The 16,520-nt window shown below is 42.3% G+C and carries 19 protein-coding genes; 16 read left to right on the top strand and 3 right to left on the bottom strand.

The window, feature by feature from the left end; genetic code table 11:
* Positions 1 to 97 precede the first annotated feature (97 nt).
* The 9 genes from OH459_RS13825 (at position 98) to OH459_RS13785 (ending at position 7,863) form a co-directional block, all read left to right on the top strand.
* Positions 98 to 1,771: a methyl-accepting chemotaxis protein gene (locus OH459_RS13825; protein ID WP_269987208.1), complete on the top strand. Its 1,674-nt coding sequence runs from the start codon at positions 98 to 100 to the stop codon at positions 1,769 to 1,771.
* A gap of 113 nt (positions 1,772 to 1,884) precedes the next feature.
* Positions 1,885 to 2,559 (top strand): RadC family protein, encoded by a 675-nt coding sequence (gene radC, locus OH459_RS13820; RefSeq protein ID WP_269987206.1) that lies wholly within the window; start codon positions 1,885 to 1,887, stop codon positions 2,557 to 2,559.
* A 303-nt stretch (positions 2,560 to 2,862) separates the two neighbouring features.
* A complete protein-coding gene (gene rpmB / locus OH459_RS13815) occupies positions 2,863 to 3,099 on the top strand; it encodes a 50S ribosomal protein L28 (protein WP_005384783.1) in 237 nt (78 codons plus the stop codon).
* 13 nt (positions 3,100 to 3,112) lie between these two features.
* A complete protein-coding gene (gene rpmG / locus OH459_RS13810) occupies positions 3,113 to 3,283 on the top strand; it encodes a 50S ribosomal protein L33 (RefSeq protein ID WP_004410866.1) in 171 nt (56 codons plus the stop codon).
* Between the two features lie 87 nt (positions 3,284 to 3,370).
* Positions 3,371 to 4,903, top strand: coding sequence for a phosphoethanolamine transferase (locus OH459_RS13805; protein ID WP_017817195.1), 1,533 nt, complete (start codon positions 3,371 to 3,373; stop codon positions 4,901 to 4,903).
* 69 nt (positions 4,904 to 4,972) lie between these two features.
* A complete protein-coding gene (locus OH459_RS13800; protein WP_005449354.1) occupies positions 4,973 to 5,449 on the top strand; it encodes a hypothetical protein in 477 nt (158 codons plus the stop codon).
* A gap of 103 nt (positions 5,450 to 5,552) precedes the next feature.
* Positions 5,553 to 6,362, top strand: coding sequence for a bifunctional DNA-formamidopyrimidine glycosylase/DNA-(apurinic or apyrimidinic site) lyase (gene mutM, locus OH459_RS13795; protein ID WP_009698952.1), 810 nt, complete (start codon positions 5,553 to 5,555; stop codon positions 6,360 to 6,362).
* Positions 6,363 to 6,458: 96 nt separating this feature from the next.
* A complete protein-coding gene (coaD, locus tag OH459_RS13790) occupies positions 6,459 to 6,941 on the top strand; it encodes a pantetheine-phosphate adenylyltransferase (RefSeq protein ID WP_005449352.1) in 483 nt (160 codons plus the stop codon).
* On the top strand, positions 6,928 to 7,863 hold the full coding sequence (locus tag OH459_RS13785) for a glycosyl transferase family 90 (RefSeq protein WP_269987193.1): 936 nt from the start codon (positions 6,928 to 6,930) through the stop codon (positions 7,861 to 7,863). The genes coaD and OH459_RS13785 overlap by 14 nt, the downstream gene beginning before the upstream one ends.
* 48 nt (positions 7,864 to 7,911) lie before the next feature.
* Here the strand turns inward: OH459_RS13785 and OH459_RS13780 are convergent, their stop codons facing one another.
* Genes OH459_RS13780 through OH459_RS13770 form a run of 3 tightly spaced genes read right to left on the bottom strand, consistent with a single transcriptional unit; the run spans position 7,912 to position 10,588 of the window.
* Positions 7,912 to 8,700, bottom strand: coding sequence for a glycosyltransferase family 2 protein (locus tag OH459_RS13780; protein ID WP_239912289.1), 789 nt, complete (start codon positions 8,698 to 8,700; stop codon positions 7,912 to 7,914).
* On the bottom strand, positions 8,697 to 9,464 hold the full coding sequence (locus OH459_RS13775; RefSeq protein ID WP_269987190.1) for a glycosyltransferase family 2 protein: 768 nt from the start codon (positions 9,462 to 9,464) through the stop codon (positions 8,697 to 8,699). Before OH459_RS13775 ends, OH459_RS13780 begins: the two co-directional genes overlap by 4 nt.
* Before the next feature lie 38 nt (positions 9,465 to 9,502).
* Positions 9,503 to 10,588, bottom strand: a complete 1,086-nt coding sequence (locus tag OH459_RS13770; protein WP_038897716.1) for a glycosyltransferase family 9 protein — start codon at positions 10,586 to 10,588, stop codon at positions 9,503 to 9,505.
* 104 nt (positions 10,589 to 10,692) lie between these two features.
* Here OH459_RS13770 and OH459_RS13765 point away from each other — a divergent pair, with 104 nt between their 5' ends.
* The 7 genes from OH459_RS13765 (at position 10,693) to OH459_RS13735 (ending at position 16,509) form a co-directional block, all read left to right on the top strand.
* Positions 10,693 to 11,097, top strand: coding sequence for a diacylglycerol kinase (locus OH459_RS13765; protein WP_005449346.1), 405 nt, complete (start codon positions 10,693 to 10,695; stop codon positions 11,095 to 11,097).
* Positions 11,098 to 11,121: 24 nt separating this feature from the next.
* A complete protein-coding gene (locus OH459_RS13760; RefSeq protein ID WP_269987187.1) occupies positions 11,122 to 11,832 on the top strand; it encodes a 3-deoxy-D-manno-octulosonic acid kinase in 711 nt (236 codons plus the stop codon).
* Positions 11,833 to 11,978: 146 nt separating this feature from the next.
* Complete coding sequence (rfbB, locus tag OH459_RS13755; RefSeq protein WP_009698947.1) at positions 11,979 to 13,043, top strand: dTDP-glucose 4,6-dehydratase; 1,065 nt, start codon at positions 11,979 to 11,981, stop codon at positions 13,041 to 13,043.
* A complete protein-coding gene (gene rfbA, locus OH459_RS13750) occupies positions 13,043 to 13,927 on the top strand; it encodes a glucose-1-phosphate thymidylyltransferase RfbA (RefSeq protein ID WP_017189987.1) in 885 nt (294 codons plus the stop codon). Before rfbB ends, rfbA begins: the two co-directional genes overlap by 1 nt.
* Positions 13,917 to 14,999 carry a DegT/DnrJ/EryC1/StrS family aminotransferase gene (locus tag OH459_RS13745; protein ID WP_049534411.1) on the top strand — a complete coding sequence of 361 codons (1,083 nt, stop codon included), beginning with the start codon at positions 13,917 to 13,919 and terminating at the stop codon, positions 14,997 to 14,999. Before rfbA ends, OH459_RS13745 begins: the two co-directional genes overlap by 11 nt.
* Positions 15,000 to 15,020: 21 nt before the next feature.
* The gene (locus OH459_RS13740; protein ID WP_049534413.1) at positions 15,021 to 15,707 is read left to right on the top strand and encodes a WbqC family protein; all 687 of its coding nucleotides are present in this window, start codon (positions 15,021 to 15,023) and stop codon (positions 15,705 to 15,707) included.
* A 1-nt stretch (position 15,708) separates the two neighbouring features.
* Positions 15,709 to 16,509, top strand: coding sequence for a sulfotransferase domain-containing protein (locus OH459_RS13735; protein WP_049534416.1), 801 nt, complete (start codon positions 15,709 to 15,711; stop codon positions 16,507 to 16,509).
* Positions 16,510 to 16,520 lie beyond the last annotated feature (11 nt).

Genomic DNA, 16,520 nt, shown 5'->3' with positions numbered 1-16,520 from the left:
GAGCCTTATATAAAACTTTTGCTTACTTCACAGACAATCTCTGTCTGCTCTGCAAGATAGAAAGGGAAAAATAACAATAATGAGGTAGTGGAATAAGATGGTGTTGAAAAGTCGAAGTAAATTGCTGCTGGTGACTCTGATCCCTTTGTTGTTGATCACCACATTGATCTCGGTGGTGTATTACATCAATGGTAGTAATAGCTTAGAAGCGGAATTAGCTCGAGATAGACAAGAGCTGATTGATACACGTAAAAAAGAGCTGCAAGCCTACATGATGATGGGTGTTACAGCGATAAAGCCGCTTTACGATACGGACGTAAACGGCAATAACAAAGAAGCGGCAAAAGAAATTCTCAAAGCGATGCGTTTTGAAAGCGACGGTTATTTCTTTGCTTATGATTCGAAAGGGGTCAACACGCTGCATGCGATTAAGCCATCCCTAGAAGGTAAAAACCTTATCGGCTTGAAAGATGAAAATGGCGTAGCAGTGATTGGCGGACTGATTGATGCATCTAAGAACGGAGATGGTTTCCTTTATTTCTCTTGGCATAAACCAACTATTGATGCGCAAGCTCCAAAATTAGGTTATGCCGAGTACTTGTCTAAGTGGGACTGGGTGCTTGGTACGGGCATCTATATTGATGATATTGATCAGCAAGTGGCGATGCAGCGTAAACTGCGTACACAAGAGTTGAATGAACATACGATCTCCGCGGTAACAATCTCGGTTATCGGACTCATTATTACTAGTATACTTACCAGCATCATCGTCTCCAAAGGTATTCTTCCGTTGCAACACATTGCCGCTTCTTTACAAGACGTGGCTGCTGGTGGCGGCGACTTGACGGCTCGTCTGAAAATTGAAAGTAAAGATGAAGTCGGTGAGGTGGCATCGGCATTTAATGAGTTTATGGATAAGCTTCATCCGCTAATGCAGGACATTCAGCGCTCTGCTAATACAGTACAAAGCGTCTCTGGACAATTGGATCAGCAAACGTCTCAAGCCAGTGCTCAAATGCAAAACCACTGCCTCGAAACTGATAAGGTGGTAACAGCAGTAACACAAATGAGCATGACGGCAAAAGAGGTCGCAAGTAATACCAATGCTACTGCTCAGGCGATTGACGATGCGAACGAACAAGTGACCGAGGCGCAGCGTGAAGTCGATCAAGCGATTGATGGCATTAGCAAGCTGGTCGATGAAGTGAACAGTACTTCTGATGCGATTGCAGAACTGAGCCAACAAACTGAGCAGATTACTAAGGTGCTCGATGTTATTGGTGAAATTGCCGAGCAGACCAACTTACTCGCATTGAATGCTGCGATTGAAGCTGCACGTGCTGGCGAGCAAGGTCGAGGTTTTGCTGTGGTGGCTGATGAGGTTCGCTCGTTAGCCAGTCGAACGCAAAACAGCACCCATGAAATTGGCGATATGCTCAAGCAACTACAAACTGGTGTTTCGAGAGCGGTGACCACTATGTCGGCTAGCCAAGAGCGCGGCGCGAAGACCGTTGAAGAGTCGTCAATGATTCAGCAATCGCTGTCCGGCGTGCACCATTCTATCGGAACAATTCGAGATATGGGCATTCAAACCGCTTCTGCGGCTGAAGAGCAAAGTGCTGTTGCTGAAGACATCAACCAGAATCTAGTGGCGATTCAGCAAATCGTGAATCGTATTAATGACACACTTCAGCATGCGGAAGGCATCAGTACTCAGTTGTCACAGTCAGGATCTGAAATTCACGATCTGGTTGGAAATTTCAAGCTTTGATGGATCGCTTGATTACATAGAAAAGCAGTGACTAACGAAAAAAGCGAAAGTCAGGTTCGACTTTCGCTTTTTATTTTGTGCAATAGGCGCTCACTCATCAATCGAGCCGACTAATGACACTGAAAACCTTGCCTAACGAGTCCATGCCAAGAGAGAAGTTGCTGCAACGCGGTCCGCAAGCGCTATCGGATGCGGAGTTACTTGCAATTTTCCTACGTACAGGCACGCAAGGCATGAACGTAATAGAGCTTTCTGACTTTCTTATTCAAGAATTTGGATCACTGCGCCAGTTGTTTTCGGCTTCAGAGAAAGAGTTTTGCCAGCATAAAGGGTTAGGGCAAGCCAAGTATGTGCAGTTGCAAGCTGTTTTGGAAATGACACAACGCTATTTAGCCGAGACATTAAAGCGTGGTGATGCGTTAACCAGTCCAGAACAAACCAAACTTTACCTTTCCTCTATATTAAGAGACCGTCAAAGAGAGGCTTTTTACATTCTTTTCTTAGATAACCAGCATCGAGTGATAAAAGATGAGATTTTATTTGAAGGCACACTCGATGCGGCGTCAGTATATCCAAGAGAAGTGGTCAAACGCGCCTTGCACCATAATGCCGCTGCGTTAATTCTGGCACACAACCATCCATCTGGTGTAGCGGAGCCGAGCCAAGCAGACAGAAGGATTACGCGGCGTTTAGTTGATGCATTAGCACTGGTGGATATTCGGATTTTGGACCATTTCGTTATCGGAGATGGGGAAAGCGTCTCTTTTGCCGAAAGAGGTTGGATATAACTGTGCGTTTTTTAGGTTGTTAGTTGCTAAAAATCTGCTATCATCCTCGCCACTAAATTTTTAACTGAATTCAGCTTGGACTGCTAGAAAAAACCTGCTGTCTAAAAAAAGATCACGAAAACCTGTAAAAAGGATCTGTTCGGGTCTTGAGCAATGCATATCAAGTTAGTATAATGCGCGACCTTTGATAGCCTTGTATGGATTTTCCATAGCGGTTCTTAACCTCTAACTTCTTTCCAAGAAATAGAGAGGTTCGGCCACCAAGGTTGATATCGAGCTGAAACGATTTTGGAGAAGACATTCATGTCACGAGTATGCCAAGTAACTGGTAAGCGTCCAGTAACGGGTAACAACCGTTCACACGCACGAAATGCTACTAAGCGTCGTTTTCTGCCGAACCTACAAACTCATCGTTTCTGGGTAGAGAGCGAAAAACGTTTTGTTAAACTACGCCTATCTGCAAAAGGTATGCGTATCATCGACAAGAAGGGTATTGATACTGTTCTTGCTGATATGCGTGCACGTGGCGAAAACGTTTAAGAGGAAATAGGCAATGGCAAAGAAAGGCGTTCGTGAGAAAATCCGTCTAGTATCTTCAGCAGGTACAGGCCACTTCTACACAACTGATAAGAACAAGCGTAACATGCCAGGCAAATTTGAGATCAAGAAATTTGATCCAGTTGTACGCCAGCACGTTATGTACAAAGAAGCGAAAATCAAATAATTGATTTTGTCTCTTTGACGATTTAAAAAACCCAGCTCTCGAGCTGGGTTTTTTATTATTTGCTGTAGTTATAGGAGTAAAGTAAGTATGCATTTAGGGTTACAAGCCTTGAAGTTTGTTGCATTAATTATCTTAGCTGTGATGTTTAGTGCCGCACTGGGTTATGAAATAAAAGCGGACTGTCTTATCTTAATGTCGATTACGATTGCTTTTCTTAAAGCTCATCGTATTGGTCACTGGGTATATGCCTTGTTAGCTGTGACTGCGACTTTCTATATTCCTGTTTCTTGGAATTATGGTCATCCTAATTTGACCATCATTTCTTCACTGATTGAGACCAACCCCTCAGAAGCGCTTGAGTTCTTTAATGACTTGGAGCTCAAAACGTTGGCAGTCGCGGCACTTTTCGCTGCAGCGTCCTTTTATCTGTTCAAATGGGTACCACAACTTAAAGGTCGTAAAACATCAGTGTTCTGTCTGATCTTGTTTTCGTTCTTACTCTTAGATAAGCCTATCCGCACCATTAAAGACCGTAATGTTAATAGCGACTACACGCATGCATTGCTCTCTTACATGCGTTACCCACCGGTTCGATTTATCTTTGATTGGTTTGATTCGTACAACATGTACCATCAATACAATGCAGAGATCATGGCTCAGCGTGAAATCCCAGCCTCTTGGCAAATTACTAAAACACCGAGCGAGGCTAAGAACACCATTTTTGTGATTGGTGAAAGTGTACGAAAAGACTACATGAATGCGTATGGTCTGCCGATGGAAAACACGCCGTTTATGTCGACGGCCAAAGGGCAGCTTTGGACAAACTTTTTGTCCCCAGGTCCGAACACGTTCACTTCGGTAATGCGCTACGTCACAATGAATGATGGTCTTGATATTGAGCTGAATAACAACATCAACACCTTAGCGCAAATGGCTGGTGTGGAAACCTATTGGATTTCTAACCAGGGTCGAATGGGAGAATTCGATACCGGGATCAGTTCAATTGCTAACTATGCTGAGCATGTTTCCTTTACACGCAGCGGTAGCTTTAGAGACTCGAACGTTTATGACAGCACACTGCTGCCAAGCATTCAAAAAGCGCTGTCGAGTGACGATAAATCAAAATTGATTGTGATCCACTTAATTGGCTCACACCCAGGTTTCTGTGATCGTGTGGAAGGTGATGTTGAGTTTGACTTCAATGGCAGCAAGATCTCTTGTTACATTGAGTCGATAAAGCAAACAGACACAATGCTAGAGAAAATTAACCAACTTGCTGGGAAGCAGTCGCTGCCATACAACTTGATTTATGTTTCCGATCACGGACTTGGGCATCGTAATAGTGGTGAAAACTTGCGTCATGATCCATCGGTAAAACAATCCTACGAAGTGCCTTTGTTTGTCATTGGTTCGGATTTCAATGAACGAAAAGTAGTTGATTATCCACGTAATGGCTTCACAATGATCAAAGCAATCTCTGAATTGATGGGTGTCTCTAGTCAGAGGTTGGATGCATTACCTTCTTTCTTCTCTTCACATGCGGATGTGCCGGAAGTGAATAATGGAGAAGGTAAATTAGTTCCGCTAAGTACGTTAAAAGATGATCCGATTCAATCATAATTTAATGTAGATTTTCTAAATAGCAGCAGCTTGGTTAAGCTGCTGCTGATTTTAGCGATGAGGTGAATTATGTCTAAAAAGGTGCACCGCCGCCGTCGTTGGAACAATATTCTAATCTTAGGTATCATCGTGTTCATGGTGATCCTTAATGCGCCAACTTGGATCAAAACCTACCTTATCGATGAACAAGTGGATCCGTATCCGAACTTGTTACGCTCCGATCATGATGTCAGTGCCATTTACTATGCTGGTTGGGAATTAGACAAGCAAAATGGACAGTGGCAATCCAACATTAAAGCCAATATCCCCGTACAAGAAATAGTGACTCGCTGGCAATCACTTGAAGGAACAGAACTGAACTCTCAGCAGTATGAACAGTTAAAGCCTCGCCTTTCATCGCCGGAAAGCATCGAAGTCTGGTATCAAGGTTTGGAAGAGCCACAACGTATCACCTTTTACCGCCTTGACGATTTTTGGCTATTTAAAAATTGGCAAGACAAGTGGATCGCCATTTCTGTTGATGGTAACTACATCATGCCTAAGTAAAAGTTGCGTAATAACCTTTCGCTGAAACTGTGTTTGTCATGCTGCTTTTCTATTATGCTAAGCGCTCACTAATGTTGTTTCTGACGCTGTTAAGGAGAGTCAAATGCCTGAATTACCAGAAGTTGAAGTAAGCCGAATGGGGATCAGCCCTCATATGATTGGGCAGACGATCAAGGCATTTGTTTTTCGTACTCCGAAGCTACGTTGGGATATTCCTCAAGAGCTTAAGCTTTTGGAAGGGCAGGTTATTCGTAATATTCGTCGTCGCGCAAAGTACTTATTGATTGATACTGACCAAGGTACAGCGATTGTTCACCTTGGCATGTCTGGATCATTGCGTGTACTCGACGCTGACTTCCCTGCGGCAAAGCATGATCATGTTGACCTTAAACTCACCAATGGCAAAGTGCTACGCTACAACGACCCGCGTCGTTTTGGTGCTTGGCTTTGGAGCGCTCCTAATGAGTCTCACACCGTGTTAGATCATATGGGACCTGAGCCTTTAACCGAGGAGTTCAACGCTGAATATATGGCAGACAAAGCCAAAGGTAAGCGTGTTGCGGTTAAACAGTTCATTATGGACAATAAAGTGGTGGTTGGCGTTGGGAATATCTACGCCAATGAGTCTTTATTTAAAACCCGCATTCACCCAACTCGCCCAGCAGGAAAACTAACTAAGAAAGAGTGGCGATTACTGGTGGAGAACATCAAAGCCACGTTAGAAATCGCGATTCAGCAAGGTGGAACTACACTTAAAGACTTCGCTCAAGCGGACGGCAAACCTGGTTACTTTGCACAAGAGTTATTAGTTTATGGAAAAGCCGGAGAACCATGTCCAGAATGCGGTGAAGTGCTCCAAGAGCAGAAAATAGGGCAACGTAATACCTTCTTTTGCAATGTGTGTCAGCAGTAGAAATAAGATCGTCTCCGGTGTATTTCTATCAAGCAGTTGTAATCGCCGACCTTTCCTTCAATAATTCATACAGTTTTGAATAAATCAGTACATCCTATGAAAGTCATTTACCCAGGAACATTTGACCCAGTTACCAATGGTCACTTAAATCTTATCGAGCGCACCCATGAAATGTTCGATGAAGTCGTTATCGGAGTCGCAGCAAGCCCTTCAAAGAATACGATGTTCACATTGGAAGAACGCGTTGCTTTGATGGAAGAGGTAGTGGCGCATTTACCTGGTGTAACAGTGAAAGGCTTTTCTGGGTTACTGGTGGACTTTGCTCGTCAAGAGCAGGCTAAAGTATTGATTCGTGGGTTAAGAACGACGGTCGATTTTGAGTATGAGTTTGGCTTGACCAACATGTATCGCAAGTTATTGCCTGGGATTGAGAGTGTATTTTTGACCCCTGAAGAAGAGTTTGCTTTTTTATCGTCGACCATCGTACGTGAGGTTGCCATCCATGGTGGCAGTATTGAGCAATTTGTTCCTGCGGCAGTGGCTAAGGCTATCGAGAAGAAAGTAAATGAAAGACAGTAAGTTTCCTTATTATTTCTCAAACGCTCTCTCGATGCTGATCCCTCGTTTTGTCTATCGAGAGCAAGCAAAGCGTTTACTTTCGACTCTGAATGAAGCGGAGAAGCAGTACTGTCTTGAGCGAGTGAATTATTACAACAAGTGTGAACAGTTGTTTTCGGTCGATAGCCGAGAGCAGAGTTACGCTAAGATTGGTGAGTTCAAAAAAACAAAAGGTTGGACTTATTTTTTCGATACGCGCCAAGTTATACGCTATTTCCCATCTGAGTTTACGTTTAACTACATCAATGGTGATGTGACGCATATTCCTAATGTGCCGAGCTTTATTAAAAGTCGTCCTATCCATGGTGACAATCAGAATTCTATCGTTTTAAAGCTGAATCAAATTCGTCACTTTAAATTTGTGGATGACGAAATGAGCTACCGAGATAAGAAAGACATGGTGGCGTGGCGAGGCGTCGGTTTTCAGCCTCACCGTCAAACGGTAATTCATGCTTTCTATGACCACTCCCGTTGCAATATTGGTCAGACTCGACCACAAGAAGGACAGCCTTGGGAAAAAGGCTTTATGAGTATTGAGGAGCAGCTTCAATACAAGTTCTTGTTGTGTATTGAAGGCAATGATGTCGCAACCAACCTGAAGTGGGCAATGTCCTCGAACTCATTGGTTATTATGTCAAAGCCTAAGTACGAAACATGGTTTATGGAAGGTAAGCTAGAAGCTGGCATCCACTATGTTGAAGTGAAGGATGATTATTCGGATTTGCCTGAAAAGATGGACTATTACTTAGCGAATGAGCAAGAAGCATTAGCGATCATTGAGAATGCGCACCAATGGGTTGAGCAGTTTAAAGATAAACGTAAAGAGCGTTTGATCTCATTGATGGTTGCCGATAAGTACTTCACCTTATCTCAACAACAATAAAAAAGGGGCGAAACGCCCCTTTCATATTTTTATAAGCTTCTAAAGTTTTTACGCTTCTAGAAATTGGTCAACACCGTTTTCGCAACGCTTAAGTTTGTTTTTAATGGTGTTATCTAAGATCTCATCGTTTTGACCCAATGACGCACGAGAGTTTTCTACGTGATATAAGTGGTAGCCCACTCCGGCGAATTTTAGGTAAAGACGTGACTTGTTTGAGTTAAGCATGCGATGAACAAATTCGCTGTCTTCACGTCCCCAACCGACAAAATCTTGGTTGAAGCCATTCACCTCGATAACATCTTGTCGCCAAAACGCCATATTACAGCCGCGAGTCGCCTTATCGTTGTTGCGTTCGTATGAGAACCAGTTCGATAGCAGTGAGTTTGTGATGCAGTTCTTACGGTTGCGGATCCCTTTGCTAAATACAGAAGGAACCAATCCGTTTTCCATAATTTCACGGCTGCACGCTTCGTCAGTCAGAACTCGACCACCTTGAACAAACCAATTTGGTTTTGCCACGCGTTTGTGCGATTCAATAAAGGTTTGTGACAATACCATGTCGCCATCGATCATGATCAGGTAATCGCCTGATGCTTTAGCTATTGCACGGTTTCGACTCATAGAAAGCTGGAAGCCATTGTCTTCATGCCAACTGTGTACCAGTGGAACCGGAAAACCTTCACGCATTTGGTCAATCATTGCTTTGGTATCTTCACTAGAACCATCATCTGCCACAATAACTTCATCAGGCAAAACGGTTTGGCGCTTTACACTTTCTAACACGGATTTTAAGGCTTCTTTCCAGTTATAAGTGGTAATAATTAAAGTCGTTTTCATTGTTTTTTCGCCTGTTCGCGTAAGTATAAGTCGATGTATTTAACGAAGGTAGAATGCATGCTTAACCACGCAAGGATGAAGCCATGCTTACCATCAAGAAAACCACGCTTAAGAATGTACATCTTCAAGAAGCTGGCTAATGCATGGATGATTGCCGTGCTGAGACCGGATTTTTTCCTGCCTTCTCGCTCGTCTGTCCAAGCTTTGAGGTAACCTGTGGTTTTGTTGATGTAATGATGTAGGTGTTCGTACGTATAGTGGTGTAATCTGCCATCCAGTTTCTTGATTGCAAAGCCTTTATCTTCGACTTTTTCATGCACTAAAGCATCATTGTAGTGGGTATAACTGGTGCGGTAGAGACGAACGATCCAATCTGGTGACCATCCTGAGTGGTAGATAAACTTACCAAATGCGGCACTCAGACGATTCACTTTGTACAGTGTGTTTGGCTCGTCATTCTCAACGGCTTTTAAAATGCTTTCTTTCAGCTCTGGCGTGATTTGTTCGTCGGCATCCAACCAAAGCACATAATCTGCGGTTACGTATTGCTGAGCAAGTTGGCGCTGTTTGCCAAATCCTGGCCACTCCAAGTTGGTGTAAAACTTGTCGGTATATTGTCTGGCGATTTCTTCAGTGCGATCAGTACTGCCTGAATCAAGAAGGACAATCTCATCAGCCCAATCTTTCACTGTGTCTAGACAAGCTTGTAGGTGCTTCTCTTCATTTTTCACGATTAAGGCAACGGCTAAAGTGGGTTTAGACAAGTTGGTTTCCTTCTTAAACAATCTTATATAGGGGGAGTTTACTGATATTGGGGATACAAATCTTCTACGACTTGATCAAACATAACCATGACACGATCACTCGTGATACGGTTCATCGCTTTTTCATCTTTTGCTCGCGTTCGCCAGCTTAGCTCTTGGCTGGTTTTTCCAGTCTCTGCAAAAATGGTCTCTTCATACACTGAAACGGCGTATTTCAAATAGTTATAAGGACCAACACGGACAGGGTTATGGTGAGCATACAAGCCAATAATTGGGGTTTGCATCGCGCTTGCCATATGAGCAGGACCAGTATCTGGTGCAATCACCATCTCAACCTTATCAATCAGCGCCAGCATTTGCATGATGGAGCTTTCGCCAACTAAGTTTAAGCAAGGCTCTGTAAGTAAAGATTGAATGCGCTCAGCTAAGTCGACCTCTACTTTCGCTGGGCTACCCGCTAAGATGACATTCCAGCCTTTCTCTCGAGCGTGGTTGATAACATCCACATAACCTTCTGCGTTCCAGTTCTTATAAGCTTTGCTTGCCCCCGGGACCAACAATAGATTCGGCTTATCAGCTTGGCGCTGAGTTTTCGAGAGCTTAGTTTCTGAGATCTTAGTTTCTGCCCAGAGAGCATCTTGCTCTGAGTACGACAATGACCAAGTAAGTTCTGACTGAGGCACACCAATTTGATGGGCAAACGCCATTAAACCATCCGCAACATGCAAAGAGCTTGGTGAAGGAACTTTGACATTGGTGAACAAAGTTTGAAAGTCTTGGCTACGGTCAGAAGAGAACCCAAGTTTGTACTTCGCTTTAATACCTAACGTCGCCACGCTCGCTCGAATGGCATATTGCATATGAAGCAAAGCATCGAACTTGCGTCCTTTGAGCTGCTTCCACAATGACTTATAACCATCAAGACCTGCTTTTTTATCAAACACAATCACTTCAACACCATCTATCGCTTGCAGCAACTGAGCTTCAAGCTTGCCAGTAATCCAAGTGATATGGGTATCAGGCCATTGTTTTTGAATCGCTTGAACCGTCGCGATGGTATTACAAACGTCGCCGATGGCGGATAAACGCAATATACAGAGTGAAGAAGGGGCAGAAGTGAACATAGTTATTGTCTGATAAGATAAATAGATGCAGGTAAATTATGCAGACATCCCCAATAAATGTAAAATACACCGCTTCTATAATGAGTACTGACGAGCCCCTCTTAATGTCAAAGACAAAACAACACCAATCATTGAACTCAGGTAAACCTGGAAACACGGGTTTGACGCGCGTCATCAAAGCGGCTGGATATTCTGCAAAAGGGCTGAAAGCGGCGTTTAAACATGAAGCAGCCATCAGGCAAGAATTAGCCATGCTGGTACTTGCGATTGCATTGGTGTGTGTATTTGATTTAAGTGTTGTAGAACGCATTCTCATGTTAGGCGTTGTAGTGTTAGTGTTTATCGTTGAACTGATTAACTCTGCCATTGAAGCCGTTGTTGATAGAATTGGTGTCGAGCATCATGAACTGAGTGGGCGAGCAAAAGACATTGGCTCAGCCGCAGTGATGGTTGCGCTATTTTTTGCTGGCTTTACATGGCTGTATATTCTTATCAGCCACTACTTTTAATAAAACCTAACGGCAACTTTCGACATGACTCAGAGTTATCAACAAGGCAATAGCATGGTGTGGTTTGATGATGAAATCATCACTGACCCAAGCCAAGCGTTGTTTGACGCCCAATATTGGCAAGAGCAAGATAAAGTGGTGGGCAGCGCATCTGGACGTGGAACCACATGGTTTGTTCAACTTGATACCATGCAAGCTGCTTTGCGTCATTACCGCCGTGGTGGTTTATTTGGCAAGTTGGTTGAAGATCACTATTGGTTTACTGGATGGGAGCAGACTCGTAGCCTACAAGAGTTTAACCTACTCGGAGTGCTGATTGAGTCAGGTGTGAATGTCCCTCGACCGATTGCTGCGCGCGCAGTTAAAACTGGCTTAACTTACCAAGCGGATCTTTTGAGCGAAAGAATTCCCAATGCCAAAGACTTGGTCAGTATTTTGCAAGAAAACCCATTACCGGAAGCGATGTACCAGAAGGTAGGGCAAGAAATTGCCAAGATGCACAACGTCAACGTGAACCATACCGATCTGAACATTCATAACATCTTAATTGATGAGCAAGAAAAGGTATGGATCATCGATTTTGATAAATGCTCTCAGCAACCGGATGGTGATTGGAAGCAAGGCAACTTAGAGCGTTTGAAGCGCTCGTTTCTGAAAGAGCTGAACAAACGTCAAATACATTGGCAAGAAAGCGACTTCGCTGTGCTTGAAAAGGCGTACTCTTTAAGTCGTTAGGTGCCAACGACGAACAATCAAAAATTTAGACTTGGCTATCTTATTAAGGTAAGCCAAGTGGCGTAGTTTAAGCGCACATTTAACTACAATTAAACAAGATTTCTCGTGCTTTACGTGAGCACAATATTAAGCAGGTAACGTTCATAATGAAAATACTAGTAACTGGTGGTGCTGGTTTTATTGGCTCTGCAGTCATAAGACACATCATTCGTGATACCCAAGATACCGTCATTAACCTAGATAAATTGACTTACGCTGGCAATTTAGAGTCCTTAGCGGAAGTATCGGATAGTGAACGTTACCATTTTGAGCATGTTGATATCTGTCAACGTGACGAGCTTGATCGCGTATTTGCAAAGCATCAACCTGATCTCGTGATGCACCTTGCGGCTGAATCGCACGTAGATCGTTCCATTGATGGACCTGCGGCATTTATTGAAACCAATGTCATGGGGACGTATCACCTTCTTGAATCGGCTCGTCAATATTGGTCGACACTGGATGAGACACGCAAAGCCGCTTTCCGTTTCCATCATATTTCTACTGATGAAGTGTATGGTGACCTAGAAGGTACGGATGATTTGTTTACTGAAACTACATCCTATGCGCCGAGTAGCCCGTACTCTGCTTCTAAAGCGTCCAGCGATCATCTTGTTCGAGCGTGGCAACGCACTTACGGTTTTCCTACGTTGGTGACCAACTGCTCGAACAACTATGGACCTTACCATTTCCCAGAGAAACTGATCCCACTGATGATTTTGAATGCCTTGGATGGCAAGCCGTTACCTGTGTACGGTGATGGTATGCAAATCCGTGATTGGCTGTTCGTCGAAGATCATGCTCGCGCACTCTACAAAGTCGTGACAGAAGGTGAAATTGGCGAGACATACAACATCGGTGGTCACAATGAAAAAGCGAACATTGAAGTAGTGAAAACCATTTGCTCGTTACTTGAAGAGTTTCGACCAAACAAACCTGCAGGTGTTGAATCTTATGAATCGTTGATCACGTATGTGAAAGATCGACCAGGTCATGATGTACGCTATGCAATTGATGCAACAAAAATTGCTCGAGAGCTGAACTGGACGCCTGAAGAAACATTCGAAAGTGGCATTCGAAAAACCGTTGAATGGTATCTAAACAACCAGCAATGGTGGCAACGAGTGCTTGATGGCTCATACAGTCTTGAACGATTAGGAGCGGGTGAATAATGAAAGGTATTATTCTTGCTGGTGGTTCTGGTACGCGTTTATACCCAATCACGCGAGGCGTTTCTAAGCAGTTACTGCCTGTATACGATAAGCCAATGATCTACTACCCACTGTCAGTACTTATGCTTGCTGGTATTCGTGAGATTTTGGTGATTACCACTCCTGAAGACCAAGAAGGTTTTCAGCGCTTGCTTGGTGATGGCTCTGACTTTGGTATCGAACTGCAATACGCAATCCAACCCACGCCAGATGGTCTAGCTCAAGCATTCATTATTGGTGAAGAGTTTATCGGTGATGACTCTGTATGCTTGGTACTAGGCGACAATATCTTTTATGGACAGGGTTTTTCGCCAAAGTTAAAGAAAGCGGTTGAGACGGCAGAGGGTGGCAATGGGGCTACGGTGTTTGGCTACCAAGTGAAAGACCCTGAGCGCTTTGGTGTAGTTGAGTTTGATGCCGAAAGAAAAGCAATCTCTATCGAAGAAAAACCAGCTAAACCAAAGAGTAATTATGCTGTGACTGGACTTTACTTCTTTGATAACCAAGTCGTGAGTAGAGCTAAGCAAGTAGAACCATCAGAGCGAGGTGAACTAGAAATCACTACATTAAATCAAATGTACCTAACAGCAAACGAACTCAATGTTGAAATGTTAGGGCGTGGGTTCGCTTGGTTAGATACAGGCACTTACGAAAGTTTGCTCGATGCTGCTCAATTTGTTTCGACGATAGAGAAGCGACAAGGTTATAAAATTGCATGTTTAGAAGAAATCGCCTTTAACAATGGTTGGATTAGCAAGCAGAAGTTAATGGCGGCAGCGAATGCTCTTAAGAAGAACAATTATGGTATCTACCTATCAAGCATTGTGAGCGAAGATGACAATTAAACTTAATAGTCCATTAGCCCCTGATTTGACTAAGCTTTCACAGTATTTATCTCAAGTTAATGACAGTGGTTGGTATACAAACTTTGGTCCCTTGCACCAGCAGTTGACACAAAGACTAGAGGAGTTCTTAGGTGTAGAAAACCTATTGTTGGTTTCAAATGGTACGCTGGCACTTCAGGTGGCATGTAAGGTTTTAGGAATTGAGTCTGCGATCTCTACACCATTTAGCTTTGTTGCAACTTCATCAGCGTTGATGTGGCAAGGTATCGATGTGAGCTATTGCGATATCGATTCAAAATCTTATAACTTATCTCCAGATGCTTTGAGAGCTGCTCTTGAAGAAAACTCCCAAGCCGATGGTGTTGTTGCAACACATGTATACGGAAATCCTTGTGAAGTTGAGAGCTTCAAAGAAATTGCAGATCAATATAAGGTCAAAGTTCTATACGACGCTGCTCATGCATTTGGAGTTAAGGTTGGTCAGGAGTCTCTCTTAAACTTTGGCGATGCTAGTACATTGAGTTTTCATGCTACTAAGATATTCCATACAGTCGAAGGTGGTGCAATTGTATTCAAGCGCCATGAAGATTATTTACGTGCGAAAGAGTTCATTAACTTTGGTCTTCAAACGAATGGACAATTAGGTGAGCCAGGTATTAATGCAAAGTTGAATGAGTACCAATGCGCAGTAGGATTAACACTACTTGATCAGATTGAAGAGGTGATTGAGCATCGATCCCACTTGTTTGGTTTGTATCGGACACTTTTAGAACCTTATGTTGAATTACCTCTTTGGCTACCCAAAGCGTCGTATAACGGTGCTTACATGCCAATTTTCGTTAGAGATAAAGACAAGCGGGAAAGACTACTTGATACTTTGTCTGCGCATGATATTGAACATCGACGATATTTTACACCATCTTTAGATGTTGCTTACCCTGATAATCTGAGCTTTGGATGTCCTGTAAGCCAGCAGATATCAAAAGGAATTATTTGTCTACCGCTACATGCCAGTTTGTCTTCAAATGATGTTGAAGCTGTATGTAAAGTTTTAGAATTGATATTAAATTAACCATGTGAGAGTTCTTATAATATGAAACTTGCTATTATGCAGCCTTACTTGTTTCCATATCTAGGCTACTATCAGTTAGTTTACAGATCAGACGTGTTTGTTTTTTATGATGATGTGAACTTTCCTAAGAGAGGGTACGTTAATCGAAATAGTATATTAATGAATGGGAATGTCACTAGATTTACTGTTCCATTGATAAAAGCATCTCAAAACAAGCTTATTAATGAAATTTCGTGCCAAGGTGATTTGAGTAAAGTTATTGCAACAATAAGACAAGCATACTCAAAAGCTCCTTATTTTAATGATGTAATGCCCATTATAGAGAGTGTGCTAAGTAGTAGCCTAAGTATATCTGAGATGGCGGCTAGTTCTACAGTAGAAGTATTTAAATATCTTAATGTTGAACGTGTTTTTGTCCATTCTAGTAGCTTGGAATATAATAGAGATTCAAATGCGCAGGATAAATTGATATCAATTTGTAAGCTTTACGAAGCAAGTGAATATATTAACTCTATAGGTGGCTATGAACTATACTCAAAAGATAGCTTTTTAGATGAAGGTATTTCTTTGCAATTTTTAAAAAAGAAACCTATAAGCTACAAACAAGGGGGGGATGAATTTATAGATAACTTATCTATTATTGATTTACTCATGTATTGCAGTAAGAGTGAAATTAAAAAATTTCTAAACGACGTGGAAATTATATAGTATGAATAAAGTTGCAATCCACTCTGTGCCACGTTCTGGTTCATCTTGGTTAGGTGAAATTATTAATAGTTCCCCTGACGTTAACTATCTATATCAGCCTCTATTTTCTTATGAATTCAAGTCATTTCTAGATGACAATTCTGAAAAAGGTGATATTGAAGAATTCTTTAATAGCATTGCACAAACTAACTCCTCTTTTATTCGTCAAGAAGATGATAGAAAAGAAGGCAAAAAACCTATCTTCGAAAAAAGCAATAAATTGACAGTCGTTGCATACAAGGAAGTTAGATACCATCATATTATAGAGAATATGATCAAAAAGTGTCCTGATGTAAAGATTTTAGGCTTGGTTAGAGACCCGAGAGCTGTAATTAGCAGTTGGTATAATGCAAAGCGAGAATTTAGGTCCGATTTAGGCTGGCTTTTGGAAGAAGAGTTGATCTATGCAGGCAAGAAAAACTTAGAGAAAAAAGAAGAATATTTTGGTCTGTCTAAGTGGGCGGAGACTACAAAGTTATTTGAAAAACTTTCTAAGCTGTATCCAGATAACTTTAAACTTGTGCACTATAGTGCTCTACTAGAAGACCCTCTAGAACAAGTTGAAGATATATTCGATTTTCTAGGACTAGAGCTTACCTCACAAACTAAGTCATTTATTATGTCCAAAAAGAAGGTTGATACTACCTACTCCGTATTCAAAAACAAGGATAAAGATATAAGTTGGCAAAATAGCCTTGATGTAGACATTGTAAGTCGTATCGAGGATTTTGTTAAAGAGAGTAAGTTGGAACACTACTTGTAGGTCGGTAATAA

The organism is Vibrio sp. MM46 (assembly GCF_027587135.1).
GTDB lineage: Bacteria > Pseudomonadota > Gammaproteobacteria > Enterobacterales > Vibrionaceae > Vibrio > Vibrio harveyi.
This window is presented reverse-complemented; position numbering and strand designations above follow the sequence as displayed.

Coding starts and splice junctions, on each gene's coding strand:
- radC (WP_269987206.1), top strand. CDS start 1,885: ATGACACTGAAAACCTTGCCTAACGAGTCCATGCCAAGAGAGAAGTTG.
- OH459_RS13740 (WP_049534413.1), top strand. CDS start 15,021: ATGAAACTTGCTATTATGCAGCCTTACTTGTTTCCATATCTAGGCTAC.
- OH459_RS13735 (WP_049534416.1), top strand. CDS start 15,709: ATGAATAAAGTTGCAATCCACTCTGTGCCACGTTCTGGTTCATCTTGG.
- OH459_RS13785 (WP_269987193.1), top strand. CDS start 6,928: ATGAAAGACAGTAAGTTTCCTTATTATTTCTCAAACGCTCTCTCGATG.
- OH459_RS13745 (WP_049534411.1), top strand. CDS start 13,917: ATGACAATTAAACTTAATAGTCCATTAGCCCCTGATTTGACTAAGCTT.
- mutM (WP_009698952.1), top strand. CDS start 5,553: ATGCCTGAATTACCAGAAGTTGAAGTAAGCCGAATGGGGATCAGCCCT.
- OH459_RS13825 (WP_269987208.1), top strand. CDS start 98: ATGGTGTTGAAAAGTCGAAGTAAATTGCTGCTGGTGACTCTGATCCCT.
- OH459_RS13805 (WP_017817195.1), top strand. CDS start 3,371: ATGCATTTAGGGTTACAAGCCTTGAAGTTTGTTGCATTAATTATCTTA.
- rfbB (WP_009698947.1), top strand. CDS start 11,979: ATGAAAATACTAGTAACTGGTGGTGCTGGTTTTATTGGCTCTGCAGTC.
- OH459_RS13800 (WP_005449354.1), top strand. CDS start 4,973: ATGTCTAAAAAGGTGCACCGCCGCCGTCGTTGGAACAATATTCTAATC.
- coaD (WP_005449352.1), top strand. CDS start 6,459: ATGAAAGTCATTTACCCAGGAACATTTGACCCAGTTACCAATGGTCAC.
- rpmG (WP_004410866.1), top strand. CDS start 3,113: ATGGCAAAGAAAGGCGTTCGTGAGAAAATCCGTCTAGTATCTTCAGCA.
- OH459_RS13760 (WP_269987187.1), top strand. CDS start 11,122: ATGACTCAGAGTTATCAACAAGGCAATAGCATGGTGTGGTTTGATGAT.
- OH459_RS13770 (WP_038897716.1), bottom strand. CDS start 10,588: ATGTTCACTTCTGCCCCTTCTTCACTCTGTATATTGCGTTTATCCGCC.
- OH459_RS13780 (WP_239912289.1), bottom strand. CDS start 8,700: ATGAAAACGACTTTAATTATTACCACTTATAACTGGAAAGAAGCCTTA.
- OH459_RS13765 (WP_005449346.1), top strand. CDS start 10,693: ATGTCAAAGACAAAACAACACCAATCATTGAACTCAGGTAAACCTGGA.
- rpmB (WP_005384783.1), top strand. CDS start 2,863: ATGTCACGAGTATGCCAAGTAACTGGTAAGCGTCCAGTAACGGGTAAC.
- rfbA (WP_017189987.1), top strand. CDS start 13,043: ATGAAAGGTATTATTCTTGCTGGTGGTTCTGGTACGCGTTTATACCCA.